The sequence below is a fragment of the Streptomyces sp. NPDC004266 genome, assembly GCF_042874095.1.
Lineage (GTDB): Bacteria > Actinomycetota > Actinomycetes > Streptomycetales > Streptomycetaceae > Streptomyces.
In genome coordinates this window covers 546659-561887 of the sequence record NZ_JBIAMM010000003.1, presented here as the reverse complement: position 1 = coordinate 561887, position 15229 = coordinate 546659, and the positions used below count along the sequence as shown (strand labels likewise).

Annotated in this window: 18 protein-coding genes, 1 tRNA gene and 1 pseudogene; 4 read left to right on the top strand and 16 right to left on the bottom strand. The window is 72.0% G+C overall.

Annotation, left to right across the window (positions count from 1 at the left end; genetic code table 11):
- Nucleotides 1–5: 5 nt before the first annotated feature.
- Together cysS and rlmB are read left to right on the top strand one after the other, a co-directional pair.
- Complete coding sequence (gene cysS / locus ACFYUZ_RS10665; RefSeq protein ID WP_389307577.1) at nucleotides 6–1403, top strand: cysteine--tRNA ligase; 1398 nt, start codon at nucleotides 6–8, stop codon at nucleotides 1401–1403.
- A 76-nt stretch (nucleotides 1404–1479) separates the two neighbouring features.
- Nucleotides 1480–2439 (top strand): 23S rRNA (guanosine(2251)-2'-O)-methyltransferase RlmB, encoded by a 960-nt coding sequence (rlmB, locus tag ACFYUZ_RS10660; RefSeq protein ID WP_389307575.1) that lies wholly within the window; start codon nucleotides 1480–1482, stop codon nucleotides 2437–2439.
- Nucleotides 2440–2507: 68 nt separating this feature from the next.
- Here the strand turns inward: rlmB and ACFYUZ_RS10655 are convergent, their stop codons facing one another.
- Both ACFYUZ_RS10655 and ACFYUZ_RS10650 read right to left on the bottom strand, forming a co-directional pair.
- Nucleotides 2508–3140 carry an NUDIX hydrolase gene (locus ACFYUZ_RS10655; protein ID WP_389307573.1) on the bottom strand — a complete coding sequence of 211 codons (633 nt, stop codon included), beginning with the start codon at nucleotides 3138–3140 and terminating at the stop codon, nucleotides 2508–2510.
- A gap of 14 nt (nucleotides 3141–3154) precedes the next feature.
- Nucleotides 3155–4723 carry a hypothetical protein gene (locus tag ACFYUZ_RS10650; RefSeq protein WP_389307571.1) on the bottom strand — a complete coding sequence of 523 codons (1569 nt, stop codon included), beginning with the start codon at nucleotides 4721–4723 and terminating at the stop codon, nucleotides 3155–3157.
- A 176-nt stretch (nucleotides 4724–4899) separates the two neighbouring features.
- Here ACFYUZ_RS10650 and ACFYUZ_RS10645 point away from each other — a divergent pair, with 176 nt between their 5' ends.
- Nucleotides 4900–6456 carry a DoxX family membrane protein gene (locus ACFYUZ_RS10645; RefSeq protein ID WP_389307569.1) on the top strand — a complete coding sequence of 519 codons (1557 nt, stop codon included), beginning with the start codon at nucleotides 4900–4902 and terminating at the stop codon, nucleotides 6454–6456.
- A 123-nt stretch (nucleotides 6457–6579) separates the two neighbouring features.
- On the opposite strand, the gene ACFYUZ_RS10640 is transcribed toward ACFYUZ_RS10645, so the two are convergent.
- The 3 genes from ACFYUZ_RS10640 to ACFYUZ_RS10630 form a co-directional block, all read right to left on the bottom strand.
- On the bottom strand, nucleotides 6580–7296 hold the full coding sequence (locus ACFYUZ_RS10640) for a nucleotidyltransferase family protein (protein ID WP_093874856.1): 717 nt from the start codon (nucleotides 7294–7296) through the stop codon (nucleotides 6580–6582).
- Nucleotides 7297–7348: 52 nt separating this feature from the next.
- Complete coding sequence (locus ACFYUZ_RS10635) at nucleotides 7349–7759, bottom strand: hypothetical protein (RefSeq protein WP_093874855.1); 411 nt, start codon at nucleotides 7757–7759, stop codon at nucleotides 7349–7351.
- A gap of 207 nt (nucleotides 7760–7966) precedes the next feature.
- Complete coding sequence (locus ACFYUZ_RS10630; protein ID WP_389307566.1) at nucleotides 7967–9064, bottom strand: ABC transporter ATP-binding protein; 1098 nt, start codon at nucleotides 9062–9064, stop codon at nucleotides 7967–7969.
- A 182-nt stretch (nucleotides 9065–9246) separates the two neighbouring features.
- Here ACFYUZ_RS10630 and ACFYUZ_RS10625 point away from each other — a divergent pair.
- A tRNA-Thr gene (locus ACFYUZ_RS10625) sits at nucleotides 9247–9320 on the top strand.
- 192 nt (nucleotides 9321–9512) lie between these two features.
- Here ACFYUZ_RS10625 and ACFYUZ_RS10620 read toward each other — a convergent pair.
- From ACFYUZ_RS10620 to ACFYUZ_RS10570, 11 genes and pseudogenes are all read right to left on the bottom strand, one after another.
- Complete coding sequence (locus tag ACFYUZ_RS10620; RefSeq protein ID WP_389307564.1) at nucleotides 9513–9941, bottom strand: hypothetical protein; 429 nt, start codon at nucleotides 9939–9941, stop codon at nucleotides 9513–9515.
- Nucleotides 9942–9974: 33 nt separating this feature from the next.
- A pseudogene (locus ACFYUZ_RS10615) lies at nucleotides 9975–11116 on the bottom strand (tyrosine-type recombinase/integrase).
- Complete coding sequence (locus ACFYUZ_RS10610) at nucleotides 11116–11319, bottom strand: helix-turn-helix domain-containing protein (RefSeq protein WP_389307562.1); 204 nt, start codon at nucleotides 11317–11319, stop codon at nucleotides 11116–11118. Before ACFYUZ_RS10610 ends, ACFYUZ_RS10615 begins: the two are co-directional and overlap by 1 nt.
- A 2-nt stretch (nucleotides 11320–11321) precedes the next feature.
- Nucleotides 11322–12725, bottom strand: a complete 1404-nt coding sequence (gene repSA, locus ACFYUZ_RS10605) for a replication initiator protein RepSA (RefSeq protein WP_389307560.1) — start codon at nucleotides 12723–12725, stop codon at nucleotides 11322–11324.
- Complete coding sequence (locus tag ACFYUZ_RS10600) at nucleotides 12722–12961, bottom strand: hypothetical protein (protein ID WP_389307559.1); 240 nt, start codon at nucleotides 12959–12961, stop codon at nucleotides 12722–12724. The genes repSA and ACFYUZ_RS10600 overlap by 4 nt, the downstream gene beginning before the upstream one ends.
- Before the next feature lie 5 nt (nucleotides 12962–12966).
- Nucleotides 12967–13146: a hypothetical protein gene (locus ACFYUZ_RS10595; protein WP_389307558.1), complete on the bottom strand. Its 180-nt coding sequence runs from the start codon at nucleotides 13144–13146 to the stop codon at nucleotides 12967–12969.
- Between the two features lie 92 nt (nucleotides 13147–13238).
- The gene (locus tag ACFYUZ_RS10590; protein WP_389307774.1) at nucleotides 13239–13784 is read right to left on the bottom strand and encodes a GGDEF domain-containing protein; all 546 of its coding nucleotides are present in this window, start codon (nucleotides 13782–13784) and stop codon (nucleotides 13239–13241) included.
- A 5-nt stretch (nucleotides 13785–13789) separates the two neighbouring features.
- Nucleotides 13790–14101, bottom strand: a complete 312-nt coding sequence (locus ACFYUZ_RS10585) for a SpdD-like protein (RefSeq protein WP_389307556.1) — start codon at nucleotides 14099–14101, stop codon at nucleotides 13790–13792.
- 12 nt (nucleotides 14102–14113) lie between these two features.
- Nucleotides 14114–14269 (bottom strand): hypothetical protein, encoded by a 156-nt coding sequence (locus tag ACFYUZ_RS10580; RefSeq protein WP_389307555.1) that lies wholly within the window; start codon nucleotides 14267–14269, stop codon nucleotides 14114–14116.
- A 20-nt stretch (nucleotides 14270–14289) separates the two neighbouring features.
- Nucleotides 14290–14478 (bottom strand): mobile element transfer protein, encoded by a 189-nt coding sequence (locus tag ACFYUZ_RS10575; protein WP_389307553.1) that lies wholly within the window; start codon nucleotides 14476–14478, stop codon nucleotides 14290–14292.
- Between the two features lie 19 nt (nucleotides 14479–14497).
- A complete protein-coding gene (locus ACFYUZ_RS10570; protein ID WP_389307551.1) occupies nucleotides 14498–15187 on the bottom strand; it encodes a DUF2637 domain-containing protein in 690 nt (229 codons plus the stop codon).
- Nucleotides 15188–15229 lie beyond the last annotated feature (42 nt).

Genomic DNA, 15229 nt, shown 5'->3' with positions numbered 1-15229 from the left:
GAGTGGTGACTATTCGCCTGTACGACACCAGCGCCCGGCAGATCCGTGACTTCACCCCGCTCACGCCGGGCCGCGTCTCGATCTACCTCTGTGGTGCCACCGTGCAGGCGGCCCCGCACATCGGCCACATCCGTTCGGGGCTGAACTTCGACATCATGCGCCGCTGGTTCGCCTACCGCGGCTACGACGTCACGTTCATCCGCAACGTCACCGACATCGACGACAAGATCATCAGGAAGGGCGCCGAGCAGGGCCGCCCCTGGTGGTCCATCGGATACGAGAACGAGCGCGCGTTCAACGCCGGTTACGAGGCCCTCGGTTGCCTCCCGCCGACCTACGAGCCCCGCGCCACCGGTCACGTCCCCGAGATGATCGAGATGATGCGGGGTCTGATCGAGCGCGGCCACGCCTACGAGGCGGACGGCAGCGTCTACTTCGACGTGCGCTCCTTCCCGGGGTACCTGGAGCTGTCCAACCAGGACATCGACGACCTCCGTCAGCCCGACGAGGGCGTCTCCGGCAAGCGCGACCCGCGTGACTTCGCCATGTGGAAGGCGACCAAGCCGGGCGAGCCCGACTGGGAGACCCCGTGGGGCCGCGGCCGTCCCGGCTGGCACCTGGAGTGCTCGGCCATGGCCCACAAGTACCTGGGCTCCGCCTTCGACATCCACGGCGGCGGCCTCGACCTGATCTTCCCGCACCACGAGAACGAGATCGCCCAGGCCAAGGCCTTCGGCGACGAGTTCGCCCGGTACTGGGTGCACAACGCCTGGGTCACCATGAGCGGCGAGAAGATGTCGAAGTCGCTCGGCAACAGCGTGCTGGTGTCCGAGATGGTGAAGAACTGGCGCCCCATCGTCCTCCGCTACTACCTGGGCACCCCGCACTACCGCTCGATGATCGAGTACAGCGAGGAGTCCCTGCGCGAGGCCGAGTCGGCGTTCGCCCGCATCGAGGGCTTCGTCCAGCGCGCCACCGAGAAGGCCGGGACGACCGTCGCCCCCGCCGCCGAGGTGCCGCCGGCCTTCGCCGAGGCCATGGACGACGACCTGGGCGTGCCGCACGCGCTGGCGATCATCCACACCACCGTCCGCCAGGGCAACAGCGCCCTCGCCGCGGACGACAAGGACGAGGCCATCGCCCGCCTCGCCGAGGTCCGCGCCATGCTCGGCGTCCTCGGCCTGGACCCGCTCGACCCCCACTGGGCCGAGGAGTCCGGCGGCGGCGAGGAGCTCCACGGCGTCGTCGACACCCTCGTGCGCCTCGTGCTCCAGCAGCGCGAGGCGGCGCGCGGGCGCAAGGACTGGGCGGCCGCGGACGCGATCCGCGACCAGCTGGCCCAGTCCGGCCTCGCCATCGAGGACAGCCCCGACGGCCCCCGCTGGACGCTGGGCAACCGTTAGAAGAAGTGCCGCTCGGGACACCGGGCGGCACACTTCAGTTACAGACTTTGTACGTCAGCAGAGGAAACAGGTAGTCATGGCCGGGAACAGCCAGCGCAGGAACCGTCGCACGTCCAACAAGAAGGGTGCGACGGTCGGCAGCGGTGGCCAGCGGCGCAAGGGCCTCGAAGGCAAGGGCCCGACGCCCAAGGCCGAGGACCGCAAGGGCCACAAGGCGTACCGCGTCTCCAACGCGATGGCCCGGCAGGCGGCCAAGCGCCGTCCCGCGCCCCGCCGCGGCGGCCCCAAGGGCGCCAGCGAGATGGTCGTCGGCCGCAACCCGGTCTTCGAGGCGCTCCGCGACGGCGTGCCCGCCACCACGCTGTACGTGCAGCAGTTCATCGACAACGACGAGCGCGTGCGCGAGGCCCTCCAGCTCGCCGGCGCGCGCGGCAACATCAACCTGATGGAAGCCCCGCGCCCCGAGCTCGACCGCATGACCAACGGGCTGAACCACCAGGGTCTGGTCCTCGTCGTCCCGCCGTACGAGTACGCGCACCCCGAGGACCTCACCGCCGCCGCCTACGACGACGGCGAGGACCCGCTGATCGTCGCCCTCGACGGCGTCACCGACCCGCGCAACCTCGGCGCGATCGTCCGCTCCGTCTCCGCCTTCGCCGGCCACGGCGTGGTCGTCCCCGAGCGCCGCGCCGCCGGCATGACCGCCGGTGCCTGGAAGACCTCCGCCGGCACCGCCGCGCGCACCCCGGTCGCCCGCGTCACCAACCTGACCCGCGCCCTGCAGGAGTACAAGAAGGCCGGCATCACCGTCGTCGGCCTCGCCGCCGAGGGCGCGCACGAGGTGCAGGACCTGGAGGCGCTCGGCGGCCCGGTCGTCATCGTCGTCGGCTCCGAGGGCAAGGGCCTGTCCCGCCTCGTCGGCGAGACCTGCGACTTCCTCGTCCGCATCCCGATGCCGGGCGGCGCCGAGTCCCTCAACGCCGGCGTCGCCGCCGGCGTCGTCCTCTACGAGGCCGCCCGCCGCCGCATGGGCTGAGCTTGTACGGCACGGACCGAGCCCGCCCCGGCAGGGGCTGAGCCCGGACCGTCGTCCCCGCACCCGCCTCAGGCCGTCAGGCCCGCGAGGCGGGCGCGGGTCAGCACGGCGATGGTGAACCCGTCGGTGATCCGCCCGTCGGCGATCATGGCCTCGGCCTCGGCGAACGGCACCGCCAGGGAACGGCGGATGCCCGCGCCGCCCTCGAGGCGCCCCACCGCGTCGATCCGGGCGGCGAACAGCAGCACCCGGTCGCCGGTCGCCCCCGAGTCGGGATGCACCGCACCGAGCGGGACGAGCTCCCGCACCGGCGCCCCGATCTCCTCCTGGAGCTCCTTCGCCGCGTTCGCCGCGTCCGAGAGACCCGCCGTGCCGAAACCGCGCGGCACCTCCCAGTGCCAGGACCGGGTGGCGTGCCGGAAGTGCTCGACGAGCACGATCCGGTCACCCAGGAGCGGCAGGACGACGCACCCCTGCTCGGCGGTGGCGCTCACCGAGCGGATGTACACACCGGTACGGCCGTCGGGGAAGCGCACCGCGTCCCGTACGAGCAGCACGTAGGGGTCCTGGTACACCACCCCGCCGGCGGCCTCCACGGCGTCCGGGTCGGTCAGGATCTCGATCCCGCCCGGCTCGTTGCGGAACAGCTCGGGACGCTCGGCGCGCAGCAACTCGTACCGCCGTACCGGTTCGCCGCTCATGGGCGCTTCCCCCTCTAGTCGTGCCGTGCCTGCTGGTCGGCCTGGGCGCCCCGGGACGCGTGCCCGATCTCGACGAACTCGACGCCGGACACGGCCCGGATGGTCTCCCAGTCCTTCCTCAGGTTGCCCAGCCGCAGCGACGGCAATGTCAGCGAGTGCCCGAGGCCGGCGCGGCGGCTCCGGGCGGCCTTGTCCCAGAACTCCAGCCGGACGCTCAGCGCCCCGCCCACCGCCGTCAGCATCCCGATCGCGCCCTGGAGCACGGTCACCGGTTCGCCGCTCGCGATCTGGACCGCGACGCCACCCGACTCCAGCACGAGGACCGTGGAGATCTCCCGGGTGAGGCCCCTGTCCGAGCGGCCGGCCCGGCGCGCCGTCCGCAGCATCCGGGCGTGGTCCCGGGCGATCGTGGCCGTCCGGTCCGTGAACTCGTCCCCGTCCGGGATGCGTCCGCCCCGGAAGCTGTCGTGCAGGAACGCGTCCAGGGACGACACGTACGTCTGCCACTCGCCGGTCTCCCGCAGGGCGACGATGTCGGAGAGCGAGAGCCCCGCGTACGAGTTGGGGCCGTCGACCGAGCGGTGCAGCGAATCGGCGACGAGGTTCCGGATCAGCCGGCCGACGGCCTCCGGGTCCTGCGCCCGCGCCTGCGGCGAGACGTCCTCCTGGAGCGCGCGGCGCGGCGGGGACCCGGGCGGCGTCAGGGCGACGAGCCCGCTCGCGTCGGGCACGCCCAGGTTGTACATGAGGTCGATCAGCTGCTTCGTCGGCAGGATCTCTGCGCCCTCCCGCAGCAGGTGCTGGTACGGGTCGGTGCCCGGGCGGGTCAGGAACTCCTTGTAGACCGCGTTCCTGGTGATGTTGGCGGTGCGGTCCTGCGTCGCCGACCAGAGGAGGATGTCCGTGAGGATGCCCTCGCCCATCGACCGGGCCAGTTCCCGCGAGATCCCGAGGTCCACCGCGAGCTGCTCGTCCCGCAGGTTCCTCAGCTTGGCCAGCTGGCCGGTGAAGCGCTGGCCGACGCGGTCCGCCGCGGCGCGGTTCGCCTCGTCGTCCCAGTCGAGGCGTACGAACGCGGGGTCGGACTCCTCCTGGATGAGCCGCCGCCAGGCGCGCCCCGCGCGCTCGTCGTACCCGAAGGAGAACTCCTCCGTGCCGTCCCGCTCCAGGAACAGGTACGGGACGATCGCCCGGTCGTCGAGGAGCCGGGCGAACGCGGTGCGGTCGGCGGGATCGGCCTGCGGCACGAAGTTCCCGTACAGCCCCTCGTTGTTGAGGAAGAAGGCGCGGTTGACCACCAGGGTGCCGCTGTTGACGAGGGCGCGGCGCAGTTCGGCCGAGGTGGCGGCGACGGCGCCGGGCGTCCGCCGCGGGGCGTCGGCCTCCTGCCGTCCCTCGGCGAGGTCCGCCGGCAGCCACTGGTTGTCGAGCGCCTGGGCCATGACCGGGTAGTGGGTCAGGTCCGAGAAGACGAGCTGGTTGGGCCGGCGCGCGGGCGTGTCCGGGGCCCGCTGGTGGGGGACCCGGACCTCGGCGTCTCGCCGGGTCAGGTCGTCGGGTTCGTCGTGGACGGGGCTTGCCATGCTGTCGCTCCCCTCGACTCGCATCGCGCGCATCACGCGTCTCTCAAAGTAAACTGACGCACCGACAGAGAACAACGGTTCCCCGGTGCGCGCGTTCCCCGGTGGCGTGATCTTGACGGGTCTCGGACATTTGGCAACCGTCAAAGCAGTGTCCTAACCCCGCGTCACTCGGTTAGATGAGTGTGGACACCAGAACGCCCCGGCCGGGGTTCGACGATCAGCCGGCGCTGAGCATGGTCAAGGTGGATTCCGATCCCGCCCAGGTGATCGTGAACCACGCCAGCTTCCGTGTGCGGCTCGCGCCGGCCCCGCAGCCGAAGTTCGCGGGCCGTACCGCCGCCCTGTCCGGAGTGGGCGCGGCCGGTCCGCGCCGTCGCCCCGTCGTGTGGACCGGGAAGTCCACGCCGGGCGCGACCGGCCTCCTCCAGGCCGTGCGCGAGTCGTCCGTCTCCACGCTCGAACCCGTCGGGCACGGCGGCCACGGCGTCGGCGACACCCAGGCCATCCCGCGCATCGACAGCACCATGGCCCATCCCGTGGTGCCCGGCGAGGCGCCGCCGCCCCTGCTGCCGCCGATGCGCCGCGCCGAGGGCGCCTACGACGAGCTGTACGAGCTCAGGACCGAGCCGGCCGAGCCGTACGAGGACGAGGAGCCGGGCGCCCGGACCGCGCAGCGCCACGGACAGGACAACGTCCGGCACGCCTACTACCCCGGGCGCCGGATGAACCTCGGCGTCGTCCTCCTCCCGCTCCGCGTCTTCCTCGGCTTCATCTCCATCTACGCGGGCATGGGCAAGCTCTGCGACCCCGTCTACTTCGACGGCGGCGAGCGCGGCTCCATGGTGAAGTGGCTCAACTCCCTGCACCCCTGGGCGCTCGCCGAACCGCTGCGCGACTTCGCCCTCCAGCACCCCGTCGGCGCCGGACTCACCGTCGCCTTCCTCCAGGTCGTCGTCGGCGTCCTCACGGTCCTCGGACTCTGGCAGCGCGTCGCCGCCGTCGTCGGCGGCCTGCTCTCCGCCGCCCTCCTCCTGACCGTCAGCTGGAAGACCGTCCCGGTCTACGACTCCGCCGACATCATCTACCTGGCCGCCTGGTCGCCGCTGATCATCGCCGGCGCCCCCGTCTACTCCCTCGACGGCCGCCTCGCCGGCGAGGCCTGGCGCACCCTCGGCCCCCGCGCCGAGCTCTGGGACCTCCGCCGCCGCGTCACCCGCCGCAGCACCCTCCTCGCCGCCGTCGTCGTCGGCCTCACCCTCCTCGTCGGCTCCGTCCTCGGCGGCGCCGTCCGCTCCACCGAGATGGTCACCGTCCCGGGCCCCAACGACGACCCGATCAACCACCTCCCCGGCCAGCCGCTCCCCCAGGAGCCGACCCGCCGCGCCCCCTCGAAGGCCGCCTCCACCGCGCCCGAGCCCGCCACCGCGACCAGCGAGGCGCCCGCGCGGAGCGAGGAGACCGAGGAGGCCGCCCGGCCCACCGAGACGACCCGCGAGTCCACCCGGACCCAGGAGCAGCGCCCGACCGCCACCCAGGGCACCAGCACCGGCGGCACCACCAGCCGTACGCCCACGAAGTCCGAGCCGGCGCCCCCGCCGACCACCAGCGACAGCCCGGCCGGCACCACCGGCGGCACGACGAGCGGCGGTTCGACGGGTTCCACCTCCACCCCGTCCGAGAGCGGCTCGACGACGGGCGGCGCGCGGAACCCGATCGGCGGCCTGCTGGGCTGACGTACGGGCGGCTGCCGTACGGCAGCTGACGTACAGGAGCTGACGTACGAGAGGCTGCCGTACGGGAACGAGAAGGCCGGCACCGCGAGGGACGCGGTGCCGGCCTTTCCGTACGCCCGTCGGTCAGGCCTTCTGGGCGGCCAGCTCCTTGGCCGCCTCCGTCAGGTCCTTGGCGGTGTCGATGGCCCTCCAGTACGCGCCGTGGGGCAGCGGGAAGCCCGCCAGGCGGCGCTCGCGGGCGAGGCGGGGGAAGGTGGCCCGCTCGTGGTCGCCGACGTCGGGGAGGAGCTCGGTGAAGGCCGCGGAGAAGACGTACACGCCCGCGTTGATCAGGAACGGCGAGGGCGGCGCCTCGATGAAGTCGGTGATGTTCCCGAAGGTGTCGGTCTCGACGGCGCCCCACGGGATCCGGGGGCGGGCCAGGGCGAGCGTCGCGAGGGCGTCCCGCTCCGTGTGGAAGGCGGCCATCTCGCGCAGCGAGAAGCGGGTCCAGATGTCGCCGTTGGTGGCGTACCAGGGCTGGTCCGGGGCGGGCAGGTGCGCGGCGGCGTACTTGAGGCCGCCGCCGCGGCCGAGGGGTTCGGTCTCGACGACCGTCGTCACCCTCAGCGGCAGGTTCGCGGAGGCCAGCCACTCCTGGAGCACCTCGGCGAGGTGGCCGCAGGAGACGACGGCGTCCGTCACGCCCTCGGCGGCCAGCCAGGAAAGCTGATGGCCGATGATCGGGGTCCCGGTGCCCGGGATCTCGACCATCGGCTTGGGGCGGTCGTCGGTGTACGGGCGGAGCCGTGAGCCCTGGCCGCCCGCCAGGACCACGGCCTGCGTCGGAGTGATGTGCATACGGGGAACGATAGGTGCCCCGTACGTGCTCGGCCGGTCAGCTCGCGGGCGTTCAGCTCGCGCGCATCACGCCGGTCGCGTACGAGGTGTCGCAGACCGGGCGGGAGAAGGACTGGGCGCGCGAGGGGCCGTAGTGCTCGACGGCGGCGCGGCCGAGGGCGCGGGCGATGGAGAAGCAGTGCTGGGCGAGGGAGGGCCGGTTCTCCACCTCGCGCTGGAGGTGGGTGAGGGCCACGCCCGGGTCCTTCTCCTGAAGCTCTGCGAGGAGCTGGTCGCGGAGAATATCCTGCGGGGCACGGGACTTGGCCCGGGTGGAGACGTCCGTGGAGGACGCCGTGAGCTGGGTCCCGGAGTCCTGGCCGGCCCACGGAACGGCGGACACCGCGAGCGTTCCCGAGAGCACCAGGACGACGGGCAGGACGAGGGCGAGAGAGCGGCCGATTCGGCGGGCAGTGTGCGTCACGCAGGCGAGCGTAGCGGCCGGTAGTGATATGGCGACATTTAGTCACTCTCGCGAGGGATGGTTCGAGGCGGCTTTTCGAATCCCGTGTTGACGCGGGGGCCGGGGCGAGGCCCTGAATGCCGGGGTTTTCCGGAGTAAGCCCGTTTAAACGAACGGCCCCGCGTCTGCAACAGACGCGGGGCCGTACGGCAGAGCCAGGGGGCGGTCTCAGTCGCTGAGGCGGGCGCCCGTGGAGGTCGAGAAGACGTGCAGCTCGTCGGCGCGCGGGACGACGTGCAGCGTGGAGCCCTTGGCGGGCACGTCACGGCCGCCGACGCGGACCACGAGCTCCTTGTCCTCGCCGCCGACGCGGGTGGTGCCGTACACGAAGCCGTCCGAGCCGAGCTCCTCGACGACGTTGACCGTGACGGCCAGGCCGTCCTTGCTCGTCGGGCCCGAGACGTCGAAGTGCTCGGGGCGGACGCCGACGGTCACCGTGGTGTCGCCGTTGGCGGAGGCCGCGGCGATCGCGTCGCGGGAGACCGGCACGAGGCTGTTGCCGAACTTCACGCCGCCGTCGGTGATCGGGACCTCGACCAGGTTCATGGCCGGGGAGCCGATGAAGCCGGCGACGAAGAGGTTCGCGGGCTTGTCGTACATGTTGCGCGGCGAGTCGACCTGCTGGAGCAGGCCGTCCTTCAGGACGGCGACGCGGTCGCCCATGGTGAGCGCCTCGGTCTGGTCGTGCGTGACGTAGACCGTGGTGATGCCGAGGCGGCGCTGCAGACCGGCGATCTGCGTACGGGTGGACACGCGGAGCTTGGCGTCGAGGTTCGACAGCGGCTCGTCCATGAGGAAGACCTGCGGCTCGCGGACGATGGCGCGGCCCATCGCGACGCGCTGGCGCTGACCGCCGGAGAGCGCCTTCGGCTTGCGGTCCAGGTACTCGGTGAGGTCGAGGATCTTCGCGGCCTCTTCGACCTTGGCGCGGATCTCGGACTTGTTGACGCCCGCGATCTTGAGCGCGAAGCCCATGTTGTCGGCGACGGTCATGTGCGGGTACAGCGCGTAGTTCTGGAACACCATCGCGATGTCCCGGTCCTTCGGCGGCAGGTGCGTGACGTCGCGGTCACCGATGCGGATGGAGCCGGCGTTGACGTCCTCGAGACCCGCGAGCATGCGCAGGGAGGTCGACTTGCCACAGCCGGAGGGGCCGACGAGGACGAGGAACTCGCCGTCCGCGATCTCGATGTCGAGCTGGTCGACGGAGGGCTTGGTGGCACCCGGGTAGATCCGGGTGGCCTTGTCGAACGTGACGGAAGCCATGGTGATGCGTCCCTTCACCGGCAGGAACGTGCCGGACGATCCGAGTAAAGGAAGGATTGAGGTCTAGTCCACCTGGGTGAACTCCAGGCGACGCTACCTGGCGACGCCCGTTCTGTCAGCACTCACGGCCCCGTGAGATTTCCGACCGCCTCCGGGGCCGGGTTGGTTACACTTCACTCGCTGCCTCCTTAGCTCAGCTGGCCAGAGCACCGCTCTTGTAAAGCGGGGGTCGTCGGTTCGAACCCGACAGGGGGCTCAAGACGAAGGGCCAGCGCAGGGGCATGATTCCCCTGAGCTGGCCCTTTCGCATGATCACGGCCGTGCCGCCTACGTGCCAGAAGGCCCTGGATCGCTGTCCTTCCGGCCCTAGCGGATCGCTCTCTGAGCTTCACCGATATGTGCCGATCACGGTCGCTCGGCATGTGTCGGTAGCGAGGGCGGGTGCGGCTCAACCCTTGGGGTTCGAGCAGTACATCTTGATGGCGGGCCAGGTGTCCGAGGTGATGCGGCCGCCCGTGTATACCTGGGCGGCCTGCTCGTCTCTGGCCCACTCGCCGTGGCAGACGTAGTCTTTGATGCCCTTGTCCGCCTTGCTACGGATCACGTTGATTCCATAGCTCAGCGGGCCATCGATGGTCTTGGCGTAGTCCTGGATGGCTGCCTTGGCGCTCTCCACCGTGGCGCTCGGGATGACGAGGTCAACGCTCCCCACCCCGAACTTCTCGATCTTGTTTGCCACGGTATAGGCCGGCGCCTTGGGCAGGTCCGCCACCTTTGGCGCCTCCACCGCCTTGTCCTCCTGGACGCCGCTGCTGCACGCGGTGAGGACGGCGAGGAGCAGGCCAGTCGTAGTGGCGGTTATGGTGCGGGCGCGCATGGTCTCCCTAGGATTTGTCCTACAAGGAGGACATCATCTCGTGTCCGTCGGATCGCCCTCTCCACGGGCCTGGCGAATCATCTCCCCGAGCTTCCCCGCGATGTGCTGATCACGGTCGCTCGTCATGTGTTGGTAGATCAGCGCGGCCCGGGTCGTGCTGTGCCCCATCCGCGTCATGAGCTCGCGGGTGCTGGCCCCGGCGCTGGAGGCCAGGGTGTTCCCGGTGTGCCGGAGGTCATGGAAGTGCACATCCCCGGAGATGCCGGCCTTGGCGCGGGCGGCGGTCCAGTCGTCCCGGAAGTTGCTGCGGCGGAGGAGACCGCCGCGGGGCCCCTGGAACAGGTGGCCGTCCTGTCCGGCCCCGGCGAAGTGCTCCAGGTGGTGAGCGAGCTCGGGGACGAGTTCGGCCGGGAAGGCGACCGGCCGGACACCGGCGGCGGACTTCGGCGCCTTGTCGGCGAGCTTGCCGTTCTGCAGCTCGGACTGGGCACGACGGACCAGGACCACGGAGCGGGTCAGGTCGAGGTCCCGGCGGCGCAGTGAGGCCAGCTCGCCGAAGCGGAGGGTGGTGAACGCGGCGAGGAGGACGAGCACTCGGTAGTGCGGCTGGATGGCGTCGGCCACCGCGTACACCTCGGCCACGGTGAGGACGGGCCGCTCCGGCACGTCGTAGCGGTCGGCGCCCTTGATGCGGCACGGGTTGCGGCGGATCAGCTCGTCATCGACGGCCGTGTTCAGGATCGCGCGGAGGAGTTGGTACGCCTTGACGACGGTCGGCTCTCCCACACCGTCTTCCAGGAGGGCGGTCCGCCAGGCACGCACGCGGGGTGTGGTGATGGCGGCGAGCGTCCCGGCGCCGAAGGTCGGCTTGATGTGGAGCCGGATCACGCTCTCGTTCCGCTCCCGGGAGCGGTCTTCCAGCTTGCGGTGCTTCAACCAGTCGTCGGCGTACGGTCCGAAGGCGACCTTGCCCGCGTCGGGGCCTGGTAGGTGCCCCGGATGATCTCCGCCTCGATCGTGGTCAGCCAGAGGTCGGCGTCCGTCTTGGTGTCGAAGGTGTGCGGCGCTGACTTCGTCTCGCCCGACAGCGGATCGCGGTAACGGGCCTGCCAGCGTCCGGAGGCGAGTTGCCGCACGGTGCCGAAGCGACGGCGCCGGCCTTTGCTGTTCGCCATCACGCCGCCTTTCCGAAGCGCCGCACGATGGGCTGCACGGTGTGGGTCTCGATGTACTCGTGGACGGCGGGCTCGGGGATGCGGACGTGGCGGCCGACCTTGACGAAGGTGATGCGTCGTTCCTCGATCAGTCGCCGGGGGAACCGGGCGGAGGTGCCGAGGAGTTCGGCGACCTGGTCGACGGTGAGCAGACGTGCGGACATGGTCACCACTCCTGTTCGGTGGACGCTTCGAGCTGGGCGCGGAGTTCGCGGGCGTGTTCGCGGTTGTGCTGGAGGTCGCGGCGGATGTTGGCGGCGAGCCAGGACTCGCCGGGTGTGGCGCCGTGGCCGGCGTAGGCCCAGTGGGCGACCGTGAGGACGGTGGCTTCGGGGTGTTCGTCGGGGTCGGGCAGGCCCAGGGCGGCGCGTTGCTGGGCGGCGCGGTAGTCGGCGCGGACCTGGCGCAGGGCGCCGAGGGTGGTGGAGTAGGCGCGGGATTTGGTGGAGAAGTGGCCGCGGAAGCCGAGCATGTGGGCCCAGGCCCGCAGGCGCCGGTCCGGGTAGGCGGCGTCGAGGTCCATGCAGGCTTCGATGAGGCGCCGGGGGTGGTCGGGGACGTCGAGGAGGATCAGGGCCTCCTTGTTGCCGACGGGGCGGTCGACGGTGCCGGTGGTCTCGGCGGCCTTGGTGGCGTACTTGGCGACGTAGGCGGCGACGGCCTGCTCGGTGAGTTCCTCGCCGTGGCCGAAGGCGCCGATGGGCTGGACGTCGAGCTGGGTGCCCCAGGTGAGGGTGAGGTCCTGGCCGACGCCGTGCGCGGGTGCGGCGGGGACGACGACGCGGACGCGGGCGGCGGCGGCGCGGATGGCGTCGGTGAGCAGGTCGAGGGTGGCCCAGGCCGGGGGCGGGGTGTGCGGTCCGCCGGGGCCGTCGAAGCGGATGACGGCGTGGAAGTGGACGGCGCCGCGCTTCTGGTACTCGGCGACCTTGCCGAAGGAGACGCGGGACTGTTCGCGGGCGGCTTTCTGGGTGAGGCCGGCGCGGGCGGCGATCTCGCGGCGCAGGTAGATCGTGAAATACCGCCACAGCTCGGAGGCGTGGTTGTTCCACAGCACCGCGCCCGCGTAGTCGTACGCGGCCGGGTCGAGCGGGGTGCCCAGCTCCGGGGCGTCCTCGGCGTGCCGGGTGCCGCAGCGGCAGGGCCGATTCCCGGGCCGGTTGTGGACCGGGCCGAAGGACGGGGCGGTCAGGGTGGCGAAGACCCGGGGGTGGTCCCGGATGGTTTCCGGGGTGCCCTTGTCGGGATCTCCGGTGAGTCCGGCGCGGATGAGGTGGTAGGTGTCGCCCGCGTAGGTCCAGGCGCAGGCCGGGCAGCGGGAGGCCCGCCGGTTGCCGCAGGCGACACGGAGGACGCCGCCGGGTTCCGCGTCGGTGTCGTAGGCGTGGAGCACGGTCTTGGTGGCGGGGTCGAGGGTCTTGGTTCCGCCGGTGAGGCGGATGGGGGCGGTGCAGCCGCCGGTGCGGCGGAGTTGTTCGGTGAGGCGGTCGAAGCCGGGGGACCCGGCCAGCCGGAGCAGATCGCTCAGGGTGGCCGGGTCCAGGCCCGCCGCGGTGGCGGTGTCGGTCACGACCGGGGCACCTCTGTGGCGTCGGCGGTGAGGGTGTCGAGGGTGGCAGCGGCCTCTGTCGCGGCGGCGGCGAGGATGCGCAGGGCGCCGGCGGATCCGGGGCGGACGAGAAGCGCGATCTCGATGTCGTCGCCCTCGATGCGGAGGCTGACGAAGGGGCGGCTGCTGTCGGGGAAGGGGGTGACGCGGGTGCGGGTGTCCGGCTGGAGGTGACCGGAGACGGAGAGGCTGTTCATGTCGGTCACCGCCCGGCCGAGGTGAGGGCGGCGGGGGTGCGGGTGCCGGTGCCCTGGCAGGCGGGGCAGGCGGCGGCCAGGGTGCGGCGGCGGCCGTCGGGGGTGAGGGTGCCGGTGGTGATGTGGACGACGGGGAAGCCGTCGCAGTGGGAGCAGACGCGGGCGGTCGGGGTCTGGGGCATCATGAGGTTTCCCTTTCGGGTCCGGTGGATCTGGGAGGGGTTGAAGGCGCCCGGGGCGGCGGAAGTTTGGCGACGGAGGCCGCTCCGGGGGCCGCTCAGTGTGTGTTGCGCCTGCCGTGGCCCTTGGCCGCGTACATCGCCGCGTCGGCGGCGGACAGGGCATCGGTGAGGGTGGGGACCGGCAGGTCGCCGGGGGAACAGCAGCCGACCGAGGCGGAGACCGGCAGAACGTGCCCCTGATGGGTGACCGGGCTGTCCAGGGCGGACCAGAGGTCGAAGAGGTTGACGGCGCCGAGGTCGGTGACGATGGCGGCGAACTCGTCCCCGCCGAGCCGGGCGGCGACCCCGTGACGCCCGCACCAGTTGCTCAGCCGGTCGGCGGTGGCGGTGAGGACGGTGTCTCCGGCGGCGTGGCCGTGGGTGTCGTTGATCGCCTTGAAGTCGTCCAGATCGACCAGGAGCACGAGCGCACCCGAGTGCTTGGCCAGCAGGCGTTCGGCGCGGGTGGTCCATCCGGCGCGGGTGTGCAGGCCGGTCAGGGGGTCGCGGCGGGCGGTGGCCAGACGGCGCGCGAGCAGTCCGCCGTGCAGAGCCCAGCCCAGGGCCGGTAAGCCCGCGGCGGCCATGGTGTACGTGTCCACGATGCTCACCGGCCCTTCTGCATGTCGCGGACCAGCAGCCGCAGGACGACGGCGATCAGGGCGACGGAGGCCCCGGTGATGGCGACGGCGAGGAGCATGGAGACCAGGACGGCGCCGACGACCAGGACGACGGCACCACCGCCGGCGGCGAGGGCGAGCGCGCTGCCCGGGGTGAGCTGGATGGCCGTGCGGGCCGGGGCTACCGGCACCGGGGCGGAGGCCGGGGCGGTCGGCTCGATGTCGGCGGCGGTCGGCTGGGCGAGCGGGGTGACGAGGCCGGTCGGGAGCGGGTTGACCGGGACGTGCGGTCGGAGCATGGCGGGGTCTCCCTACTTGGTGATCGGGTCGATGAGCGGGGCGAGGAGGCTGTCGGCGAGGAGGTAGCCGCCGAGGAGGATCACGACGACGAGCCACCAGGGTGGGCGGATGAGCTTGATACCGAGGCCGCCGACGACGATCAGGGCGAGCCAGAGCGGGACGTCCATGACGCGGAACTCCTTGAGTGTCAGCGGGGGTTGCAGCGGTGGGTGCGGGCGGCGAGTTCGGCGGCGGCGCGGGTGTGGTAGTCGGCGGAGAAGTCGCAGCCGGGGGCGGTGCACACGGCGGTGTGCTTGGTGCGGCCCCGGCCGTCGCGGTGGGTGCCGACCTGCACCGGGCCGATGCGGATCACGTGGTGGAAGCGGTTCGGGCGCACGGGTCTTGCTCCTTCCGGATCAGGCGAGCTGGAGGGCGATGGAGTCGGCGAGGGCGGCGGGCAGGCCGTGCCGGGTGCGGAGGGTCTCCGCGTCGATCGGCTCGCCGGTCTGGGCGCGGTGGGCGTCCGCGATCTTCTGGGCGTGGGCGAGGAGCGCGGGCGGCACCGGGACGGCGGGTGCCGAGGGGGCGGGCTCCGGCCGTTCTTCCTGCGGGACGGGCTCCAGCTGAACTTCCACGGGTACGGGTTCGGGTTCGGCCGGCGGGAGTTCGGGCGCCGGTTCCGGGGTCCGCTCGACGACGAGGTCGACCGGTTCGGGCTCCGGCACGGGTTCGGGGGCGGGTGTGGGGTGGGAGGCGTGGGCGAGGAGGGTGCCGCCGAGGAAGGCCAGGGCGGGCCATCCGGCGACGAGGATGCGCAGCCACGGCGGGACGTCGGTCATGTCGAGGAGTCCGGCGGTGGCGACGTTGGCGCCGAGCGAGGCGATCAGGGCGATGGCGAACCACAGCCACGCGTCGCGGTTGCCGGTGTCGGTGCGCATCCGGCGCCAGGCGGCGACCAGCAGCAGGTCGACGGAGACCGGGTAGGCCCACGCCTTCCAGCCGTCCTGACCGGCCGCGGCCGCCAGGTCGTGCAGGTGGGCGAAGGACAGGGCCCCGGCGATGACGGCCTGGACCAGGACGGCGTCGGGGCGCAGGGTGCGGAACACGAGGGTTCACCTCCTTTCGGGCATGGGTCGGGTAGGGACCTG